Here is an 18,970-nt window from a genome sequence, read left to right on the forward strand (position 1 = left end):
CAGCGTCGGTCAGTGGTGGCGCATTATAGGGAGTTTTCCGGCGCTGACAATAGTTTTTTTGAAAAAAATTACCGACTGGCGATTATTACACCGAATTGCACTTAAATTGGTAGTTTTTCGAGCGTTAGGAAGCCATATTCACGTAAAACAGGACGTAAAGCTTCACTATTTGACTCCATCTTTGTGCAATAAGCCAAGTTATCCGTCGTTGTTAAAAACAAATTAGCCCGATTTTTAACCAACCACGCGGTTCTGCGGGCAATAGCTGCTCCTGAATCAACTAATCTTGTTCCATCAGGTAAAACTTGTGAAAGCTCTTCTGCTATTAAAGGAAAGTGGGTACAACCTAAAATGACAGTATCCGGAGGCTCTTTCATTTTCAGCCACGGTTTCAGTATTTTTTCCAACTCTTCTAGCGGAACATCCTTACCGTGTAGTTTTCTCTCCGCCAATTCCACCAACTCAGATGAGCCTATTGAGTAGACCTGACAATCCGTCGCAAATCGGGTAATTAATTCTTTGGTATAGTCGCGATTCACCGTAGCACGTGTCGCCAATAATCCAACAACACGGTTACAGCTCAGTTTGGCGGCGGGTTTAATTGCAGGCACGACACCAACGACAGGAAAGGGAAAACGTTCACGCAGAGCTGGCAGGCTGACTGTACTGGCCGTATTACAAGCAATAACGACAACTGCCAAAGGATGTTTTCTCTGGATGACATCAACAACTTGAATGATCCTGTCGATAATCACTTCGGCCGTTTTCTCTCCATACGGGAATGCTTCATTATCAAAAGCATATATATAGTGGAGATCCGGCAATAATTGCCGAATCTCTTGATAGACAGATAAACCACCTACTCCGGAATCAAAAACCAGAATCGTTGGACGGGTGGTCTTGTTTAAATCAGAAGTTGTAGCTGCCAGTGAGGTAGTATTCTCTTCCTGGAGTGCGATAGCCATAGGCTGTCTCATAATTTTTATCAAACAGATTAGCTATTCTAGCACGTATTGTGAGGTGGTCAGTGATTGGATATGAGGCGTTGATGTCCCATAGACTTACACCAGCTAATTTCACTGTTTTCGCAGGATACACACTATAATCTTGGTCGTAACGCTGACCAATATATTGGTAGGTTATTCCCCAATCGACATTGAAGGCTTCCCAATCTAATTGATATTTAACTTGCTGTTTAGCCCTACGCGTTAATTGCTGATCATTGCCATCACGCGGATCAACATACTGTAATGTAAGTTGGTGCTGGAATAAGCCGGTATCCATCGTTCCCGTCCACTCAACACCTTTTATTTTTGCCTTACCAATATTTTCATAATGGTTATTGGTAAAATTTATCAATTGTTCAATGTCATTACGATAAACAGACAAACGCCAATTCAGTGGGCCAGTCAATCCTTCAACTCCACCTTCCCATTGTTTACTTTTTTCTGGTTTAAGACTTTCATTGCCCAATTGGCTATAAAGCTGGTTTAAAGCCGGTGCCTTGAATGCCGTACTATAGGAAGCGATAAGACGATAACCATCAATGAATTCCCAACTCGCTCCCGTTTGCCATGTTGTATTCCAATTATATTCAGAGTGACGATCTGAACGCACAGCCCCTTCCAAAGTAAAATCATGGATTTTTTGCTGCGCTGTTAAATACAAGCCGGTGTTATCAACATTTTTTTGTTGTGGAATATAGTTGGAACCTGCGGCAACTGATTCCCTTTTCCAATCAACTCCACTACTGATTGCGCCATGACCAACCTGCCATAAGTTTCCCCATTGCACGTTGTATTGTTTTGAATCACTCAGAGTCGCCTTTCCCTCATAACGCTTATGTTTGAAATTATAGTCTTTAGCATGACTGTAACTGGCAGTGAGTTGAGAAGAATAAATACCTTGATTAAATTGAATTCCGGTTTCGTAATTACGGCTGAATAGTTCCCGGGTATCCGTAGAAACATCATCATAATTGGTTCTATTATCGTAACCGTATGTGCGCACAAACCCACTGACTTGATCATTGAATTTATGATCAATTCCAAACCATAACATTTTGCTCATAAACCCATCTCGATCAGGTTCATTGCTTCTTTTACCAGCAACAACATCAAACCCTTTGGTATAGGTATAACCTGCTGCTGCAGTTAATAAAGTATTCTCACCGAGTTTTTGCTGTGTCGAACCGTTGTAATTCTGATATCCATTAGATCCTATTCCCGCATTCAGTGTTGTTCCGCGTTGTTCCCGCTTAGTGATGATATTGATTACCCCACCGATAGCATCAGAGCCATATACGGCAGAACGAGCACCACGGATATATTCTATTCGCTGCACCATTGAAATTGGGATTTGGCTAAAATCAGCCGAGCCCGTGATACCTGCCTGATTCAAACGGATTCCATCCACCAGCACCAGTGTATGACTTGAGTTTGTACCACGAACAAATAGAGATGAATACTGCCCGATACCACCATTCTGCGCAATATCAACACTCGGCAAACGGCGTAAGACATCAACTAAGCTACTAGATTGCCACTTATCTATATCTTCACGAGTCACTACCGTCATTGGTGCTAAAACTGAGGAAATCGGCTGCTTAAAACGATTGGCTGTAACGACTATCGGATCTTGATTATCCGCAACTGCGGCATGACTCAAACCCGAGAACACTGCAACAGATGCAGCAGCTAAAAGAATGTGTTTTTTATTTGTCATAAGATTTGCGATGAGAGAGTGATATCTAACGGCTATGCAACTAATAACTATAAAGAGTCATGCTACGATGAAGACCATAGTGTGTCCAGAATCCCTCCCCATCAAAAAAAGAGGCCAATAAACCAGAAAACAGGACATCCTTTACGCTTCCCCTACCTTTACGCTTCCCCTACAATGCCGCTCGGAAATTTTTCTTAACGCGACCATACGAGAACCAGATAATGCAGAATGCTTTGCCAACGGAAAATTATGAAAACCAATTGATGGAAAAGGCCCATCGTCTAAAAGGAATGATGACCCCCTTTAATACACCTGAGCCTGAAGTTTTCCGTTCCCCTGCATCACATTACAGGATGCGAGCAGAATTCCGTATCTGGCATGAGGAAGATGACCTGTACCATATCATGTTTGATCAGCAGACCAAGCAACGTATCCGTATTGATCAATTTCCGGTTGCTAATCAGCTTATCAATAGCATGATGCAAGCTATCATTGCTGGCGTAAAAGATAATCCCGTATTACGCCATAAGCTGTTTCAGGTGGATTACCTTTCCACCCGCAGCAATAAAATCATTGTTTCCCTGCTTTATCATAAAAAACTGGGTGATGAATGGCGTGAACATGCAACTGTTTTGCGCAACCAATTAATCGCAGAAGGATTTGATGTCCAACTTATTGGGCGCGCTGCAAAAACCAAAATCATGCTCGATCATGACTATATAGATGAAGAATTACCTGTCGCAGGTAAGACTATGATTTACCGTCAGGTTGAAAACAGCTTCACACAGCCGAATGCCAGCATCAATATTCATATGTTGGAGTGGGCGATTAATATCACCAAAGGCTCTAAAGGCGATTTGCTTGAACTTTATTGTGGTAATGGTAACTTCTCTCTGGCACTGGCGCAGAATTTTGACCGAGTACTGGCAACGGAAATTGCCAAGCCTTCAGTTGCTGCCGCACAATTTAACATTGCAGCGAACCACATTGATAATGTACAGATTATCCGTATGTCAGCGGAAGAATTTACGCAGGCAATGAACGGAGAGCGAGAGTTCAATCGACTGCAAGGAATTGACTTAAAGAGTTATCAATGTGAAACCATTTTTGTTGACCCACCACGCAGCGGTCTGGATGAGGATACCATCAAAATGGTTCAAACCTATCCACGTATCCTCTATATTTCCTGCAATCCAGAAACACTCTGCCAAAATCTGGAAACACTGACGCAAACTCATACAGTCAGCAAACTGGCACTCTTTGATCAATTCCCTTATACCCACCATATGGAATGCGGCATACTGCTGGAAAAAAGAGCCTAACCACCATAAATGATCATTACTACTGACTGAAAAACAAAAACGCCACCGTATTAATCTTGTGGCGTTTTTTACTGAACCGTTCTCGCTAAAAATTATCAGCTTTAAAAACTATCAATTTTAAAAACTATCAACTTTAAAAACTATCAGCTTTGGCTTTCTGCCGTGAACCTTGACTGCTGTTTGCGTCCTTTCATCTTTAAATAGATCCAAAATACCAAGACAGTGGAAATGACGACTGGCAGGAAATTAGAACCAATTTCTGGATATTCCATCCGAATAAATGCGCTATACATAAACATGCCCAAGAAGAAAGATCCTGTTGCCAGTTTTGGCAGCCCTTCTGCCATTGGGTAATTTAAATAACGTTGATGGAGACAATACAGAGAAAGTGCCAATGCGATAATAGGGAAAACAGAAAAAGGCACATGTGAATTGAAGAATGCTGAGAAAGTTCCGTGTGTTGCCATTCCAACGATAAGAGCCAGCAACATCGTGCTTTTATCTTGGCGGTATTGTTCCATCGTATTATTCTCCTTTCATTATTATTCAGAAGTTTTAGGGATCGCTTTAGGGACAGTGTTTTTTTCTTGCTCACGACGATACCAATAATAAGCGCCTTTGGAAATCATGCGGAGTTGTAAAACTAAACGCTCTTCGAGGCGACGCCTTTTTTCCTCATCAATATCCAGCGCTTCTGCACCTGCACTGAACACGATTGTCACCATCGCCTCGGCTTGTATTTCGGTAAAATGACGTGGCATATGACTCGCTTGTTCAAGATAGTCTGCCAACTCAGCAATAAAATGTTGGATTTCCCGTGCCACAGCCGCACGAAATTCAGCCGATGTACCGGAGCGTTCACGCAGTAATAGCCGGAACGCGTTAGGATTGTTGCCTATGAACTCCATGAACGTTGAAACAGAAGTACGAATGATGCTGCCACCCTTTGCAATACGCTGACGGGCCTGACGCATTAACTGACGCAACATCAGACCACTTTCATCTACCATCGTCAGACCTAATTCATCCACATCCCGAAAATGACGATAGAAAGAAGTCGGTGCAATACCAGCTTCGCGAGCCACTTCACGCAAACTCAAGCTGGTGAAACTACGTTCAGCGCTAAGTTGACTGAATGCTGCTTCAATCAGGGAGCGACGGGTTTTTTCTTTCTGTTTTGCTCTAACGCCGGTTACGTTACTCACAACAATCCTGATCTATCTTGACCCTATAATGAGGCAAATATAACAGATTCTGCGGGGTTTGCTGTGATTGTTCTCTTAAAGATATTATTCGATGTTTTTCTGTTTTATTTCTGAACAATGAGATAAAAACCGTATGCTCATTGGGTTATTACATCAAGTAATGTTAAGATAGAGTTGTTATTTTGTGTAAAAACAGGTCTTTCCTCTATGCAATATACTCATTTTGATGCCATTGTAATTGGCTCTGGTCCCGGCGGGGAAGGAGCAGCAATGGGGTTGGTGAAACAAGGTAAAAACGTTGCTGTTATAGAACGTTACAATAATGTCGGTGGTGGATGTACTCACTGGGGCACCATTCCGTCGAAAGCTCTCCGCCATGCTGTCAGTCGCATTATCGAATTTAATCAAAATCCTCTTTACAGTGATAACTCCCGCATTCTTCGCTCATCGTTTTCTGAAATCCTACGCCATGCTGAAGTTGTCATTAACCAGCAAACGAAAATGCGCCAAGGGTTTTATGAACGCAATCGATGCCGGATGTTTGCAGGAGAAGCAACATTCATTGATGAGCATCGGGTCAGTGTTCGTTATGCCGATGGTAGTGTTGACGTATTAAGCGCGGATAAAATCATCATTGCCACTGGTTCCCGTCCTTACTGCCCTCCTGACGTCGATTTTACCCATTCCCGCATTTATAACAGCGATACTATCCTGCAATTGGATCATGAACCACGTCACGTGATTATTTATGGGGCGGGGGTCATTGGCTGTGAATATGCTTCTATATTCCGGGGGCTGGGCGTTAAAATAGATTTGATCAATACCCGTGATCATCTGTTGTCTTTCCTTGATCAAGAAATGTCTGATGCCCTGTCTTACCATTTCTGGAATAGTGGCGTTATCATCCGCCACAATGAAGAATATGAAAAGATCGAAGGTGTTGATGATGGTGTAATTGTTCACCTGAAGTCCGGCAAAAAAGTTAAAGCTGATTGCCTGCTATATGCCAATGGCCGAACAGGTAATACAGACACGCTGGGTTTGGAAAATGTCGGGTTGAAAACAGACAGTCGTGGCTTACTGAAAGTTAACCGTGTCTACCAGACCAGCAATGAAAATATCTACGCGGTTGGTGATGTTATCGGCTATCCAAGTCTGGCTTCTGCGGCCTATGATCAAGGGCGCATTGCAGCAAGAGCGATCACAACGGGTAACGCAGACTTGTATCTGGTGGAAGACATCCCAACAGGAATTTATACCATTCCTGAAATCAGTTCAGTTGGTAAGACCGAGCAGCAACTAACCACCATGAAAATCCCTTATGAGGTAGGACGCGCTCAATTCAAACATCTGGCAAGAGCACAAATTGCGGGAATGAATGTCGGCAGCATCAAAATCCTATTCCACCGTGAAACAAAACAGATCTTGGGTATTCACTGTTTTGGCGAACGTGCAGCAGAGATCATTCATATCGGACAGGCCATCATGGAACAAAAAGGTGAAGGCAATAATATCGAATATTTCGTTAATACTACCTTCAACTATCCAACGATGGCGGAAGCCTACCGTGTTGCAGCGCTCAATGGGTTAAACCGGTTATTTTGATATTTTTTCAAGAACGTCGAAATAATTACCCATTTTAACCCTAATCGCCTCTGCCAATTGCTCATAGCGACCACGCAGAGGTGAGCCGGGGCGATAGACCAATATAATGGAGCGCTTGGGTATCGGTTGATCACATTCCAGATAGCATACACCATCACGTTTCCTCTCTCGTGGAACCGATAATTCAGGCAATAATGTAATACCACTACCCGCTGCCACCATATTACGCAACGTTTCCAGACTGGTTGCCCTGAAATGGGTATCTTCTTTGGCTCCCGCCTGAAAACAGAAACCCATTGCCTGATCACGTAAACAATGACCATCTTCCAGCATCAGTAATTTCTCACCGGCCAGCTCACCCATTTTGACCTGATCTCGCTCTGCCCACTTATGTTCTTCATACACGGCCAGTTTCATAGGCTCTTCAAAAAGTGGCACTTCAATAAATGCCTCAGTTTCTTTCACCAACGCCAAAATGGCACAATCAAGCTTTCCGCTATCAAGCTGCGCCAGCAAGTTTTGGGTTTGCTCCTCATGTAAATACATTTCTAATTTGGGGAACAATTTATGCAATTCAGGAATGATTATCGGTAAAAGATAGGGGCCGATGGTAGGAATAAGACCGATATGCAGCGGCCCAGACATACTTTCACCTTGAAGAGAAGCCATCTCCTGCAAGACTTTGACTTCACGCAATATGGTTTTGGCCTGTTCCACCAACAACATACCCTGTTGGGTAAACAATACCTTACGGCTAGTGCGTTCCAGCAGCATCACGCCCAATTCATCTTCCAATTTGCGGATTTGTCCACTCAATGTTGGTTGGCTGACATGACAAGCATCAGCGGCTCGGCGAAAGTGCCGATATTCAGCAAGTGCCACAAGGTATTCCAGATCGCGGATATTCATTCCCACCTCTGCTTTTGATATCAATGATAGTATTGATCTATAAATCATTATATCCATGAGGGCAAAAAACTATCAACCGCTTGTGATTATTGGTTTTTTTACCGGAATCGCCGCTTCGCTTGGGCAATCGCTTGCTTCACTTGTTTTTGTGCTACGCCGCCTTTTGCCAGACGCTTATCCAGACAGGATTGCAATGATAAAACGTCATAAACATCCACTGAAATAACATCGCTGAATTTTTGTAATTCAAGTAAAGAGAGTTCTTCCAGTGCCTTGCCTTTAGTAATTGCTTCTACCACAACCTCACCAACAATGTGATGTGCTTCACGGAATGGAACATCTTTTGCCACCAGATAATCAGCCAGCTCAGTTGCGTTGGCATATCCCTGCTTTGCTGCCTCCTCACAACGAGAACGTTTCACTTGAATGCCATCCAATACCAGTGTCGCCATATGCAAGCAATCCAACCAGGTATCCAGTGCATCAAACAAGCCTTCCTTGTCTTCCTGCATATCTTTATTGTAAGCAAGCGGAAGCCCTTTCAGCGTCATCATCATCCCTGTTAAGGCCCCCTGAACCCGGCCACACTTCCCACGAATAAGCTCCAGTGCATCTGGGTTTTTCTTTTGTGGCATCAAAGAAGAACCGGAAGTTACCCGATCTGACAATTCAATAAATCCGGCTTCACCGCTATTAAAGAAAATCAGATCTTCTGCGAAACGCGAAAGGTGGATCATACTAATGCTTGCATCTGACAATAGCTCCAAGACATGATCCCGATCGGAAACACTATCCAAGCTATTGCGTGTTGCCGAAGCAAAACCTAACCATGATGCCAATTGCTCCCTATCGATATCGTAAGCCGTTCCTGCCAACGCGCCACATCCCAACGGACTGACATCCAACCGCTTCAATGTATCTTGCAAACGGCTTTCGTCACGCCCCAACATTTCCGCATAGGCAAGACACCAATGAGCAAAAGTGACGGGTTGCGCCCGCTGTAAATGGGTATAACCGGGCATCACTGCATCCTGATTATTTTCAGCGGTGAGTACCAATGCTTGCTGCAACTCAATTAATGCGTTCAGGATATGGGCAATCTGATCTTTACACCATAATTTCAGGTCGGTTGCGACCTGATCATTACGGCTACGTCCTGTATGAAGTTTTTTCCCCAAATCACCCACTTTCGTAATAAGTTGCCCTTCTACCCAACTGTGAATATCTTCCGCATCACTTTGCAAAATGGCCTTGGGGCTGATTCGCACTTCATCCAGTAGCTCGTTCAAAGCCAGCTCCAGCTTTTGCTGCTCTCCGGTAGTTAATACTCCCACCGTAACCAACGCTTTTGACCATGCAACTGAACCAATAATATCCTGCTCAGCCAAACGGTAATCAAAACGCAGTGAATCGTTGAATTGCTTGAACCGCTGATCGGCTTCCTGACTGAAACGTCCGCCCCAAAGTGCCATAATATCCTTCCTGTTCTCTCTATTGACTATCGTTTACCAAGAAATTACTTTTTGCCATTCAACGCACGGATACGTGAAGAAAGCGAATAGAGGCGGATAAATCCTTCAGCATGGCTGTGATCGTAAACCTCATCCTCACCAAAAGTAGCGAACTCTTCAGAATAGAGACTATTGGCTGATTTTTTCTGCACGGCTGTCACCTGCCCTTTATAGAGTTTCAGAACAACTTCACCGCTGACACTGTCTGCCAACATTTCTGCCGCTGCCTGAATTGATTGACGCAACGGTGCAAACCAACGCCCATCATAAACAACATAAGACATTTCCAGCCCCAGTTGCTGACGCCATTTGAAGCTATCGCGATCCAGCACCAATTGCTCAATACCACGCAGTGCTTCCATCATGATGGTTCCGCCCGGAGTTTCATAACAGCCACGGGATTTCATGCCCACCAAACGGTTTTCCACGATATCGATCCGCCCAATGCCGTGCTTAGCCCCTAAGACATTCAATTCGTTAAGGCATTGATAAGGCGAAAGAGATTGACCATTCACACCAATCACTTCACCTTTCTCAACTGTGACAGTGACATATTCTGGTTCATTAGGCGCGTCTTCTGGCTCGGCTGTCCACACCCAACAATCTTTATTGGCGGCATTCCACGTGCTTTCCAACACCCCACCTTCAGTTGAGATGTGCCACGCGTTTTCATCACGGCTATAAATTTTTTCCAGCGTTGCGGTTGTGGGGATATCACGAACTTTCAAATAATCCAGCAGCGCCTCACGGGAACGCAGATCCCACTCCCGCCACGGGGCAACAACTTTCAGATGCGGTGCCAAAGCGGTATAAGTACTTTCAAACCGAACCTGATCATTACCTTTACCCGTTGCACCGTGGGCCACGGCATCTGCTCCCACTTTCAATGCCAGTTCAACCTGTGCTTTGGCAATGATTGGGCGGGCCATTGACGTACCAAGCAGGTAACTGCCTTCATACAACGCACCGGCTTTCAGCACAGGATAAACATACTCTTTGATGAACTCTTCACGCAGATCAACGACGTAGCATTCAGAAGCACCAGAACGTAATGCTTTCTGCTCGACACCTTCCAGATCTTCACGACTTTGGCCGACATCAGCAACAAACGCGATCACTTCACAATTATCATAATGTTCTTTCAGCCACGGAATAATGGCAGAGGTATCCAACCCACCGGAATATGCCAACACAATTTTTTTAATGCTTTTCGTCATAGGGATAACCTTTTAATTTTGTTTTTATCTCAGCCAAAGGCCATGTTCTCAATCAACCCAAAAATTCATCAGCCCAAAATTCGTGTGCCGACAGGGATGCCATTAAATAACGCAATCAATTGTTCCGCATGTCGCCAACTCGCAATATCCACTGGCTGCCCGAGCGTTTTTGCGGCTTCCAGAGCTGCATTCACTTTTACAATCATGCCATCGGTAATAATGCCCTGCTCAATAAGCTGTTCGATCTTTTCCGATGTCGCTTCTGGGATTTTCTGACCCTTGCCATCCAAAATACCGCTAACATCAGATAACAAAACCAAATCTGCGTTTAACACTTGTGCAATGGCCGTCGCAGCCTGATCCGCATTCACATTCATCAATTCACCGTGTTCCGTCATGCCAATTGAACTGATAATCGGCATATAGCCCACATCCAGCAAAATGTTCAGGAAATCGGAGCGTCCGGGCTGAGCCTTTCCTGTATGACCAAACGTTTCATCAAGTTGGGATACTTTCACAATGCCACCATCTCCCAGACATAACCCAATGGCAGGCAATCGATATTTTATTGCCCATGCCAGTAACTTCTTGTTGGCTGTTCCCGCCAAGGTTCCGGTAATGATATCGATTTGATCTGCTGGCGTGACTCGCAGACCTTGCTGTTTCAAAATCGGTAACTGCAATTTCTGCATCAGCTCATCAACCAAACAGCCACCACCATGGACAATGACCAGCGGGCGCTTATGGGTTTTTCGGTATAACTGCAATGTGGTAAATAAACGTTCCAGTGCTTCTTCGCTATCTAATAGCACTCCACCCAACTTGATAACTAACGGCTCCATCGGATTTATCCTCTGTCAGTATTAACATCTGTCGGAATTTTGATTCTTTGGAATTCAATCTATTTTGGATTAAAGCAACGCCTGCGTTTCCTCATACCCAAAACGAATATTCATGCACTGCACGGCCTGTGCGGCGGCACCTTTCAGCAAATTATCCTCAGCTCCCACGATGATCAGGTGTTGCCCCTGAACAGCGAAACCAATATCGCAGAACGGCAAACCAACAACAGATTTCAGCGCAGGTACACCTTGACTATATAAACGTACCAGCGGCTTATCGTGATAAGCCTGTAGATAAGTCTCTCTAACTTGTTCTTCTGTCACACCCGATTTCAGTTTGCAGGTAATTGTGGCAAGAATCCCGCGTGAAAAATTGCCCAAATGAGGTGTGAAGATCACTTCTGTACCTAAATGTGTCGCAATTTCAGGTTGATGGCGATGGTTAAAAACACCATAAGGTTGCAAACTGACTTCACAGAAACTGTTGGTTATTGATGCCTTCCGCCCAGCGCCACTGACACCACTGACCGCATTGATCACGGGCCAATATTCCGTATCCAGTAAATTTTTTTCGAGCAGTGGTTTCAATGAAAGTTGGGAAACAGTAGGGTAACAACCGGGCACCGCAACCAACCGGGCTTGCTTGATTTTTTCTGCCTGCCATTCTGCCAACCCATACACTGCCTGCTCTAACCATGCTGAATTTTTATGTTCGAATCCATAGTATTTTTTATAAAACTGTGTATTTTGTACGCGGTAGGCACCTGATAAATCAAACACAATACAGCCCGATTCCAGAAATATTGGTGCAATGTCATGGCTGACCTCATGAGCCGTCGCGAGAAAAACCACATCAATACCACGCGCCGCCTCAGAAACATCAGTCAACGGCTGTAAGGGTAAATCAAGCATGCCTTTATATTGCGGGTAAAGTGATGAAAAACATGTCCCCGCATCTAAACTTTGGGAAGAAACCATCAAACCGGAGAGATGGACATGAGGATGGCGTTGCAGATATGCTGCTAACTCAGCTCCGGTATAACCACTGGCACCAACTATCAAAGCATTCAACATGGGATTTATTCACCTTGTAGTATTAACCCAACGATATAATTGCATTTTTATTCAGTTAAAATGAATTAATATTGATACTATTATGAGTAAGGGCTGTCAACAGTGAATATCAAATTACCGCCATTTATTAAGTTATATCATCAGCTCATTGCAGCGCCTTCTATCAGTGCCATCGATGCGGAGCTGGATCAAAGCAATGAAGTTGTTATCAATCTTCTGGCGGAATGGCTAAAAGAGATTGGTTTTTCGATTGAAATTCAAGCAGTCCCTGAAACCCGGGGTAAATTCAATCTACTGGCTACATTGGGCAGTGGTTCGGGAGGGTTACTACTGTGCGGTCATACGGATACCGTTCCTTTTGATGCAGGGCGCTGGACACAAGATCCATTCACACTGACCGAATGCGATGGTAAGTTATATGGGCTTGGAACGGCTGATATGAAAGGTTTTTTTGCCTTTATCGTTGATGCTCTGCGGGATATTGATGTCAGTAAACTCTCTCATCCTCTTTATATTCTGGCTACCGCTGATGAAGAAACATCAATGGCCGGAGCACGTTACTTTGCTGCCAATGCCAACATTCGGCCTGATTTCGCAATTATTGGCGAACCAACATCATTACAACCGATCCGCGCCCATAAAGGACATATGGCTCAATCGATCCGTATTGAAGGAAAATCAGGGCATTCCAGCGATCCCGCGCGAGGTGTTAATGCCATTGATCTGATGCATGAATCCATTACTCAATTGATGAAACTGCGCAACACTTTGCAAGAACGCTATCACAATCCGGCCTTTGTCATTCCCTATCCGACCATGAATTTCGGCCATATTCATGGCGGGGATGCTGCAAACCGCATCTGTGCTTGCTGCGAGCTGCATATGGATATCCGCCCTCTTCCTGGATTAACTTTGCAGGATTTAAACGGATTGCTTGATGAGGCACTGGAACCCGTAAAACAACGCTGGCCTGGGCGCCTGAACGTGACGGAACTCCACCCCCCGGTTCCGGGTTATGAGTGCCCAACAGACCATAAACTGGTTGGCGTGATTGAAAAATTGTTGGGAACGAAAGCGGATACCGTCAACTACTGTACAGAAGCCCCTTTTATTCAGGAGTTGTGTCCGACATTAGTCTTAGGCCCGGGTTCGATTGAACAAGCACATCAACCCGATGAATTCTTGGACATGGCATTTATTGAACCAACAAGGAAACTGCTTTCGCAGCTTGTGGAGCATTTTTGTTTGAGCCCCCATTAAAAAGCCGTGAACTAAAAACAACTGTTCTCCCAATCGTCAAATTACTAATTGATTTTCTCTCAAAAAATGCTCATAATTAGTACTATAAATGGATTGGGAGTGCCCGGTCGGCGTTATAACCTCGGTGAGTGCATCGGGGTTTTTCGCTATTTAGGGCTGGGGAAAAATTTTTAACCCCCACTGTTTATATCCCATCCCAACAGCATTTCTTCCTCCTTCACAATAGAACTTTTCCTTCAATATATCGAATGCTCGGTTAAACTGCTCTGGTTTCAAAACATGTCTACCAATAGGTCTAGCAACTAAATCAGCGAGTTGTAGACCAGAGGAATTACTTGTTTTGGCTGCCATCCTGATCTTAAAGGGTAAATCTCTGTGATATTTATTTTCTCCATCACAAATTCGACGAAACTCCAGCTCAAGCTCACGGTCTTCTTTAATTCCCCGTTTTTCCATAATAACGTGCGTTTCTCGCTCTTGTTGCCCTTTTTCTACTACAAAATCATATAAAGTCTCTAGGCAATGACGTAATGCAATGTGATACGGGTTCTGAATCTCATCTTTGTTAACGTTCAATTTGTGCTTTTCAATCACGCATGATGACAGTATAAAGTTACTTTCACTGATGATAGAGTTCAGTCGATCTAGGAACTGATTCTTTTCTTCCCTATTCTTAAAAATTGTAAAGTCTCCTTTTTCTTTACGGATTTCATGTTCATGAAGGATCACAAGATCATGACCGAAATAGTCAAATTTAAGCTTCTGTAACTTTGGTACTACTTTCGAAAGATAATGTTCCTTGTAGAAAATACAAAAAGCTAAAACAAATACAGGGTAATTTTTATCAAGTTGCACCAAGCCGTGATCCCCACTTTCATCAACATATACTACAAAATCGCTAAAATCTCTTTGTTCATCAATGGATAAAATTTTTTGAGTAATTAGTTGGCTTTCAGCACTATTCATACTTTCGCTTTCCTTGTTTTAATTTTTACTTCTCTATTCGATCAAAATACAAACCACCTTATAAAAAAGTACACCTGCTTCTTTTTTACCATAGCACTAGTATAAATAGCATCCAATACAGACTGATGATAACTCTTCATTCAAACAGGTTTAAATGCAAACCATCCCCCAAACATGAATTTATTTCCTGATCACTTTGAATATTACTCATCGGAAATAAGCCATTTCTCAATTGACTAAAAATCCCGCTTCGCTCATTCTATTTAGACATCTAAACGGATAGACATATAAACATTTAAACATCCAAAAATAAGCGGATATAGCCAAAAACTCCGCTTGTTCAAGAGGGCACAGGGTATGAGTTTTTTTCACGCTAATCAGCGAGAAGCGCTGAATCAGAATTTAGCTGAACTTGATGGGCAAATTCGAGTTTCCTTTGAATTCTTTCCACCCAGTACTCCTGAGATGGAACAAACCCTGTGGAAATCCATTGACCGTTTGAGCAAGCTGAAACCCAAATTTGTCTCCGTCACTTATGGAGCCAACTCAGGTGAACGTAATCGTACTCATAGCATCATCAAGGGAATCAAAGAAAAAACGGGATTGGATGCAGCACCACACCTGACCTGCATTGATGCCAGCCGTGAAGAGCTACGCGATATTGCCCATGATTATTGGCGAAATGGCATTCGCCATATCGTGGCGTTACGTGGCGATTTACCTAATGACAGCGGCAAACCAGAAATGTATGGTGCTGATTTAGTAGAGCTTTTAAAAAAAGAGGCCGATTTTGATATCTCTGTTGCTGCTTACCCGGAAGTACATCCAGAAGCGAAAAGCGCGCAGGCTGATCTGATTAATCTAAAGCGCAAAATTGATGCGGGAGCCAATCGTGCCATTACCCAATTCTTTTTCGATGTGGAAAGTTACCTGCGTTTTCGCGATCGCTGCGTCGCAACGGGAATTGATGTAGAAATTGTACCGGGCATTTTGCCTGTTTCGAACTTCCGTCAGTTACAACGATTTGCCACCATAACTAATGTTCGTATTCCAAGTTGGATGACAAGAATGTTTGAAGGGCTGGAGGATGACCCGGAAAGCCGCAACTTAGTCGGTGCTTCTATCGCAATGGACATGGTAAAAATTCTCAGTCGTGAAGGGGTGAAAGATTTTCATTTTTATACCCTGAACCGGGCAGAACTGAGTTATGCCATCTGCCATACGTTAGGCGTCCGGCCTTCTTAATGATTTTAAATCAAAGCCGAACAGTTCCCCATTCGGCTTTGATGATTTGAAAATTCTTAAAAAACTACCCCGTATTGCGCATTCCTGCCGCAACACCTGCAATGGTCACCATCAGCGCCTGTTCAAGATGCGGGTCAGGATTTTCCTGTTGGCGAGAACGCTGTAGCAATTCCGCTTGTAGTACGTTCAACGGATCGGTATATACGTTACGCAAAGCGATGGATTCTGCAATCCACGGTAAATTCGCCATCAATTGCTCATCCTGCGCAATGACGAGTACCGTTTTGATATTCTCCGCAAGCTGATTGCGCAATTTTACTCCCAGAGGCCACAGTTTTGGCTCCACCAAACGTTGGTCGTAATACTCCGCCAGCCATAAATCCGCTTTGGCAAACACCATCTCCAACATGGCGATACGTGTATTGAAGAATGGCCAGTCGCGGCACATATCCGTTAAAACCGATAGTTTTCCTTCATCGATGATGCGTTGCAGTGCTGCGCCCGCTCCCAACCATGCCGGCAACATCAGGCGGTTCTGTGTCCATGCGAATATCCACGGGATAGCTCGCAGACTTTCTACACCGCCAGTCGGACGACGTTTAGCCGGTCGCGAACCCAACGGTAATTTTGCTAATTCTTGCTCAGGCGTTGCGGCCCTGAAATAAGGCACAAACTCCGGTTGTTCACGCACATAATCACGATACATATCGCAGGAAACATCCGAGAGCGTATCCATGATCTGATGCCATTCTGGTTTGGGTTCCGGCGGTGGCAATAAGTTTGCTTCCAGTATCGCACTGGCATACAAAGCCAGACTGCTGATCGTCACTTGCGGCAAGCCGAACTTAAAGCGGATCATTTCTCCCTGCTCGGTGACACGCAATCCCCCTTTCAGACTGCCCGGTGGCTGAGAGAGCAAAGCAGAGTGTGCTGGCGCACCACCACGACCAATCGTGCCGCCGCGTCCGTGGAACAAAGTTAATGTCACACCTTCTTGTTCACACAATTTGATCAACGCATCCTGTGCCCGGTATTGTGCCCAAGATGCCGCCATCACCCCGGCATCTTTCGCTGAATCTGAATAACCGATCATCACCATCTGCTTATCCTTAATCAGATCGCGATACCAGGTTATTCCCAGCAATTGCCGAATCACACTTTCTGCGTTATTCAGGTCATCAAGGGTTTCGAACAACGGCGCTACGGGTAATGACAATGAACAACCTGCCTCTTTCAGCAATAATTTCACAGCCAAAACATCAGAAGGCACTTTCGCCATGGAAATAACATAAGCGGCAATCGCATCTTGTGGCGATTCGGCAATGACTTTGCAAGTTGCAAAAACCTCTTGGGTGTCTGCACTTGGCTGCCAGTCACGCGGGATCAGAGGCCGTTTCGAGTTTAATTCACGCAGCAGAAATGCCTGTTTCTCGGCCTCAGGCCAGCTCGCATAATCTCCCATTTCCAAATATTGCGTTAACTCTGCAATGGCGTCAGTATGACGGGTACTTTCCTGACGAACATCGATACGTACCAAAGAGAGGCCAAAGCAGCGGACCCGTCGCAAGGTATCCAGCAACTGCCCATTCGCAATAATCTCCATCCCGCAGGCTTTCAGGGATTGATAACAAGCATACAAGGGTTGCCATAGCTGTTCGTTATGCAGCAACAAATCCGCTGGTGGCAAGGCTTGTTCACCTTTAAGACATTTCTCCAAATAAGCCAGAGTGTTACTTAATTGCGTTCGCAATTGTTTGGCAATTTCACGGTAAGGCTCTAAAACATGCTCACCACCCGCCATTTGGCGCAGTTCAGGTGTACATTCCGACATGGAGAGTTCAGAAACGAGAATCTGAATATCTTTCAAAAACAGATCTGCGGCCTTCCAACGGCTGAGCAACAGGACATGGCGGGTAATTTCGGCGGTAACATTAGGGTTACCATCACGATCTCCCCCCATCCAGGAAGTGAAACGAACTGGCACGGCTTCCACTGGCAAGCTATATCCGATGGATTCTTCCAGTTGTTCATTGAATTCACGCAGGAACGCTGGCACACCTTCCCACAGACTGTTTTCAACTACCGCAAATCCCCATTTTGCTTCATCAATTGGCGTTGGGCGGATTTTGCGAATTTCATCGGTATGCCATGATTGGGCGATCAACTGGCGCAGGCGACGCATGATATTATTGTGCTCATAATCGGCCAAATCATCATGGTCAAGCTGTGCCAAACAACCATTCACTTCAACGAGTTTATGAATCAATGTTCGGCGGGCAATTTCTGTCGGGTGTGCCGTCAAGACTAGTTCAATCGCTAAGTCATTCACTGCTTTGATCAAATCATCATTACTGAATTGTTTGTCTTTCAGACGATTGAATAATGCTGCCAGCGCTACCGGATTACTCGCAGCTTCACCATGAGGCGAAATGCTGTGATATTGTTCGGCAACGTTAGCCAAATTTAAAAACTGGTTAAAGGCACGAGCGACAGGGAGTAATTCATCATTAGATAAATTTTCCAGTGTCGATAAAAGCTGCTGACGATGAGCCTCGTTACCTGCACGGGATGATTTGGATAACTTCCTGATCATTTCAACCTTATCAAGAATGTCTTCTCCCAAAGCCTCTTTAATCGTGTCGCCCAGCAACTTACCGAGCATACTGACATTACTTCGCATTGCGGAATATTGTTGATTCATGTGGTTTCTGGCCCTGTGTTGCTGTATGTCACCCATTTCACCAGATAGCTGGTTCAATCGGCATCTACCCTGTATCTGTCAAGATTAGAGCTGTTCTTTTGTTTATCTCTAACGCTCTATTCATATCAGAAAACAAACAATTTGGGCGGATTTTATGAAATTTAATCAAGACTTGTTTTTTATAAGACAATTCGATTGCTTGCCTTGTTTGTTCTCAATAAACTTGTTTTTTTCAATAAATTGTTTTTTCAATATAGAATGTAATGAACGCATCCCAACCACTGAACCTTTGGCACCGTGCTGGAATTGAGAGATGAGGCGTGGTTCCTCGCAGATTTCCGGCCTTATAGTGCCTAAAAGCGGGAGCCTGTTGCTCCCTGATGACTGGA

At 44.3% G+C, this 18,970-nt stretch carries 16 protein-coding genes; 4 read left to right on the forward strand and 12 right to left on the reverse strand.

Translation table 11 applies throughout. The features are described 5' to 3' along the window. Nucleotides 1–101: 101 nt before the first annotated feature. Both murI and btuB read right to left on the reverse strand, forming a co-directional pair. Nucleotides 102–965, reverse strand: coding sequence for a glutamate racemase (gene murI, locus AB204_RS02005; protein ID WP_047961708.1), 864 nt, complete (start codon nt 963–965; stop codon nt 102–104). Next, on the reverse strand, nt 910–2,724 hold the full coding sequence (btuB, locus tag AB204_RS02010) for a TonB-dependent vitamin B12 receptor BtuB (protein ID WP_047961709.1): 1,815 nt from the start codon (nt 2,722–2,724) through the stop codon (nt 910–912). The genes murI and btuB overlap by 56 nt, the downstream gene beginning before the upstream one ends. Nucleotides 2,725–2,945: 221 nt before the next feature. On the opposite strand from btuB, the gene trmA reads away from it, so the two are divergent. Continuing rightward, on the forward strand, nt 2,946–4,046 hold the full coding sequence (gene trmA / locus AB204_RS02015) for a tRNA (uridine(54)-C5)-methyltransferase TrmA (protein WP_047961710.1): 1,101 nt from the start codon (nt 2,946–2,948) through the stop codon (nt 4,044–4,046). Between the two features lie 143 nt (nt 4,047–4,189). Here the strand turns inward: trmA and AB204_RS02020 are convergent, their stop codons facing one another. Next, nucleotides 4,190–4,567 carry a YijD family membrane protein gene (locus AB204_RS02020; RefSeq protein ID WP_047961711.1) on the reverse strand — a complete coding sequence of 126 codons (378 nt, stop codon included), beginning with the start codon at nt 4,565–4,567 and terminating at the stop codon, nt 4,190–4,192. 21 nt (nt 4,568–4,588) lie between these two features. Then, the gene (gene fabR / locus AB204_RS02025) at nt 4,589–5,251 is read right to left on the reverse strand and encodes an HTH-type transcriptional repressor FabR (RefSeq protein WP_047961712.1); all 663 of its coding nucleotides are present in this window, start codon (nt 5,249–5,251) and stop codon (nt 4,589–4,591) included. A gap of 207 nt (nt 5,252–5,458) precedes the next feature. On the opposite strand from fabR, the gene sthA reads away from it, so the two are divergent. Then, on the forward strand, nt 5,459–6,856 hold the full coding sequence (gene sthA, locus AB204_RS02030; protein WP_047961713.1) for a Si-specific NAD(P)(+) transhydrogenase: 1,398 nt from the start codon (nt 5,459–5,461) through the stop codon (nt 6,854–6,856). Here the strand turns inward: sthA and oxyR are convergent. The 5 genes from oxyR to argC all read right to left on the reverse strand — a co-directional run bounded on the left by oxyR (nt 6,848) and on the right by argC (nt 12,409). Then, nucleotides 6,848–7,765, reverse strand: coding sequence for a DNA-binding transcriptional regulator OxyR (oxyR, locus tag AB204_RS02035; RefSeq protein ID WP_047961714.1), 918 nt, complete (start codon nt 7,763–7,765; stop codon nt 6,848–6,850). The genes sthA and oxyR overlap by 9 nt on opposite strands. 98 nt (nt 7,766–7,863) lie before the next feature. Further along, on the reverse strand, nt 7,864–9,237 hold the full coding sequence (argH, locus tag AB204_RS02040) for an argininosuccinate lyase (protein ID WP_047961715.1): 1,374 nt from the start codon (nt 9,235–9,237) through the stop codon (nt 7,864–7,866). 44 nt (nt 9,238–9,281) lie between these two features. Further along, nucleotides 9,282–10,493 carry an argininosuccinate synthase gene (locus tag AB204_RS02045; RefSeq protein WP_047961716.1) on the reverse strand — a complete coding sequence of 404 codons (1,212 nt, stop codon included), beginning with the start codon at nt 10,491–10,493 and terminating at the stop codon, nt 9,282–9,284. Between the two features lie 68 nt (nt 10,494–10,561). Next, entirely contained in the window at nt 10,562–11,335 is a 774-nt protein-coding gene (gene argB, locus AB204_RS02050) for an acetylglutamate kinase (RefSeq protein ID WP_047961717.1), read from the reverse strand. 69 nt (nt 11,336–11,404) lie between these two features. After that, nucleotides 11,405–12,409, reverse strand: coding sequence for an N-acetyl-gamma-glutamyl-phosphate reductase (gene argC / locus AB204_RS02055; RefSeq protein ID WP_047961718.1), 1,005 nt, complete (start codon nt 12,407–12,409; stop codon nt 11,405–11,407). A 102-nt stretch (nt 12,410–12,511) separates the two neighbouring features. On the opposite strand from argC, the gene argE reads away from it, so the two are divergent. After that, complete coding sequence (gene argE / locus AB204_RS02060) at nt 12,512–13,669, forward strand: acetylornithine deacetylase (protein ID WP_047961719.1); 1,158 nt, start codon at nt 12,512–12,514, stop codon at nt 13,667–13,669. A 150-nt stretch (nt 13,670–13,819) separates the two neighbouring features. On the opposite strand, the gene AB204_RS02065 is transcribed toward argE, so the two are convergent. Beyond that, entirely contained in the window at nt 13,820–14,635 is an 816-nt protein-coding gene (locus tag AB204_RS02065; RefSeq protein WP_084728504.1) for a DUF3800 domain-containing protein, read from the reverse strand. A gap of 357 nt (nt 14,636–14,992) precedes the next feature. Here AB204_RS02065 and metF point away from each other — a divergent pair, with 357 nt between their 5' ends. Further along, nucleotides 14,993–15,880 carry a methylenetetrahydrofolate reductase gene (metF, locus tag AB204_RS02070; RefSeq protein ID WP_047961720.1) on the forward strand — a complete coding sequence of 296 codons (888 nt, stop codon included), beginning with the start codon at nt 14,993–14,995 and terminating at the stop codon, nt 15,878–15,880. Nucleotides 15,881–15,944: 64 nt separating this feature from the next. Here metF and ppc read toward each other — a convergent pair whose 3' ends face one another. Further along, nucleotides 15,945–18,581 carry a phosphoenolpyruvate carboxylase gene (gene ppc, locus AB204_RS02075; protein ID WP_047961721.1) on the reverse strand — a complete coding sequence of 879 codons (2,637 nt, stop codon included), beginning with the start codon at nt 18,579–18,581 and terminating at the stop codon, nt 15,945–15,947. A gap of 165 nt (nt 18,582–18,746) precedes the next feature. Then, nucleotides 18,747–18,970: hypothetical protein (locus tag AB204_RS23330; RefSeq protein WP_235428009.1), on the reverse strand; the 224-nt coding region annotated here is incomplete at its 5' end.

Source organism: Xenorhabdus khoisanae (assembly GCF_001037465.1).
Taxonomy (GTDB): domain Bacteria; phylum Pseudomonadota; class Gammaproteobacteria; order Enterobacterales; family Enterobacteriaceae; genus Xenorhabdus; species Xenorhabdus khoisanae.

Excerpts from the sequence above, each read along its gene's own strand:
- murI (WP_047961708.1), bottom strand. The coding sequence starts at position 965 with ATGGCTATCGCACTCCAGGAAGAGAATACTACCTCACTGGCAGCTACA.
- sthA (WP_047961713.1), top strand. The coding sequence starts at position 5,459 with ATGCAATATACTCATTTTGATGCCATTGTAATTGGCTCTGGTCCCGGC.
- btuB (WP_047961709.1), bottom strand. The coding sequence starts at position 2,724 with ATGACAAATAAAAAACACATTCTTTTAGCTGCTGCATCTGTTGCAGTG.
- AB204_RS02045 (WP_047961716.1), bottom strand. The coding sequence starts at position 10,493 with ATGACGAAAAGCATTAAAAAAATTGTGTTGGCATATTCCGGTGGGTTG.
- argB (WP_047961717.1), bottom strand. The coding sequence starts at position 11,335 with ATGGAGCCGTTAGTTATCAAGTTGGGTGGAGTGCTATTAGATAGCGAA.
- AB204_RS02065 (WP_084728504.1), bottom strand. The coding sequence starts at position 14,635 with ATGAATAGTGCTGAAAGCCAACTAATTACTCAAAAAATTTTATCCATT.
- argC (WP_047961718.1), bottom strand. The coding sequence starts at position 12,409 with ATGTTGAATGCTTTGATAGTTGGTGCCAGTGGTTATACCGGAGCTGAG.
- argH (WP_047961715.1), bottom strand. The coding sequence starts at position 9,237 with ATGGCACTTTGGGGCGGACGTTTCAGTCAGGAAGCCGATCAGCGGTTC.
- ppc (WP_047961721.1), bottom strand. The coding sequence starts at position 18,581 with ATGAATCAACAATATTCCGCAATGCGAAGTAATGTCAGTATGCTCGGT.
- trmA (WP_047961710.1), top strand. The coding sequence starts at position 2,946 with ATGCAGAATGCTTTGCCAACGGAAAATTATGAAAACCAATTGATGGAA.
- AB204_RS02020 (WP_047961711.1), bottom strand. The coding sequence starts at position 4,567 with ATGGAACAATACCGCCAAGATAAAAGCACGATGTTGCTGGCTCTTATC.
- oxyR (WP_047961714.1), bottom strand. The coding sequence starts at position 7,765 with ATGAATATCCGCGATCTGGAATACCTTGTGGCACTTGCTGAATATCGG.
- metF (WP_047961720.1), top strand. The coding sequence starts at position 14,993 with ATGAGTTTTTTTCACGCTAATCAGCGAGAAGCGCTGAATCAGAATTTA.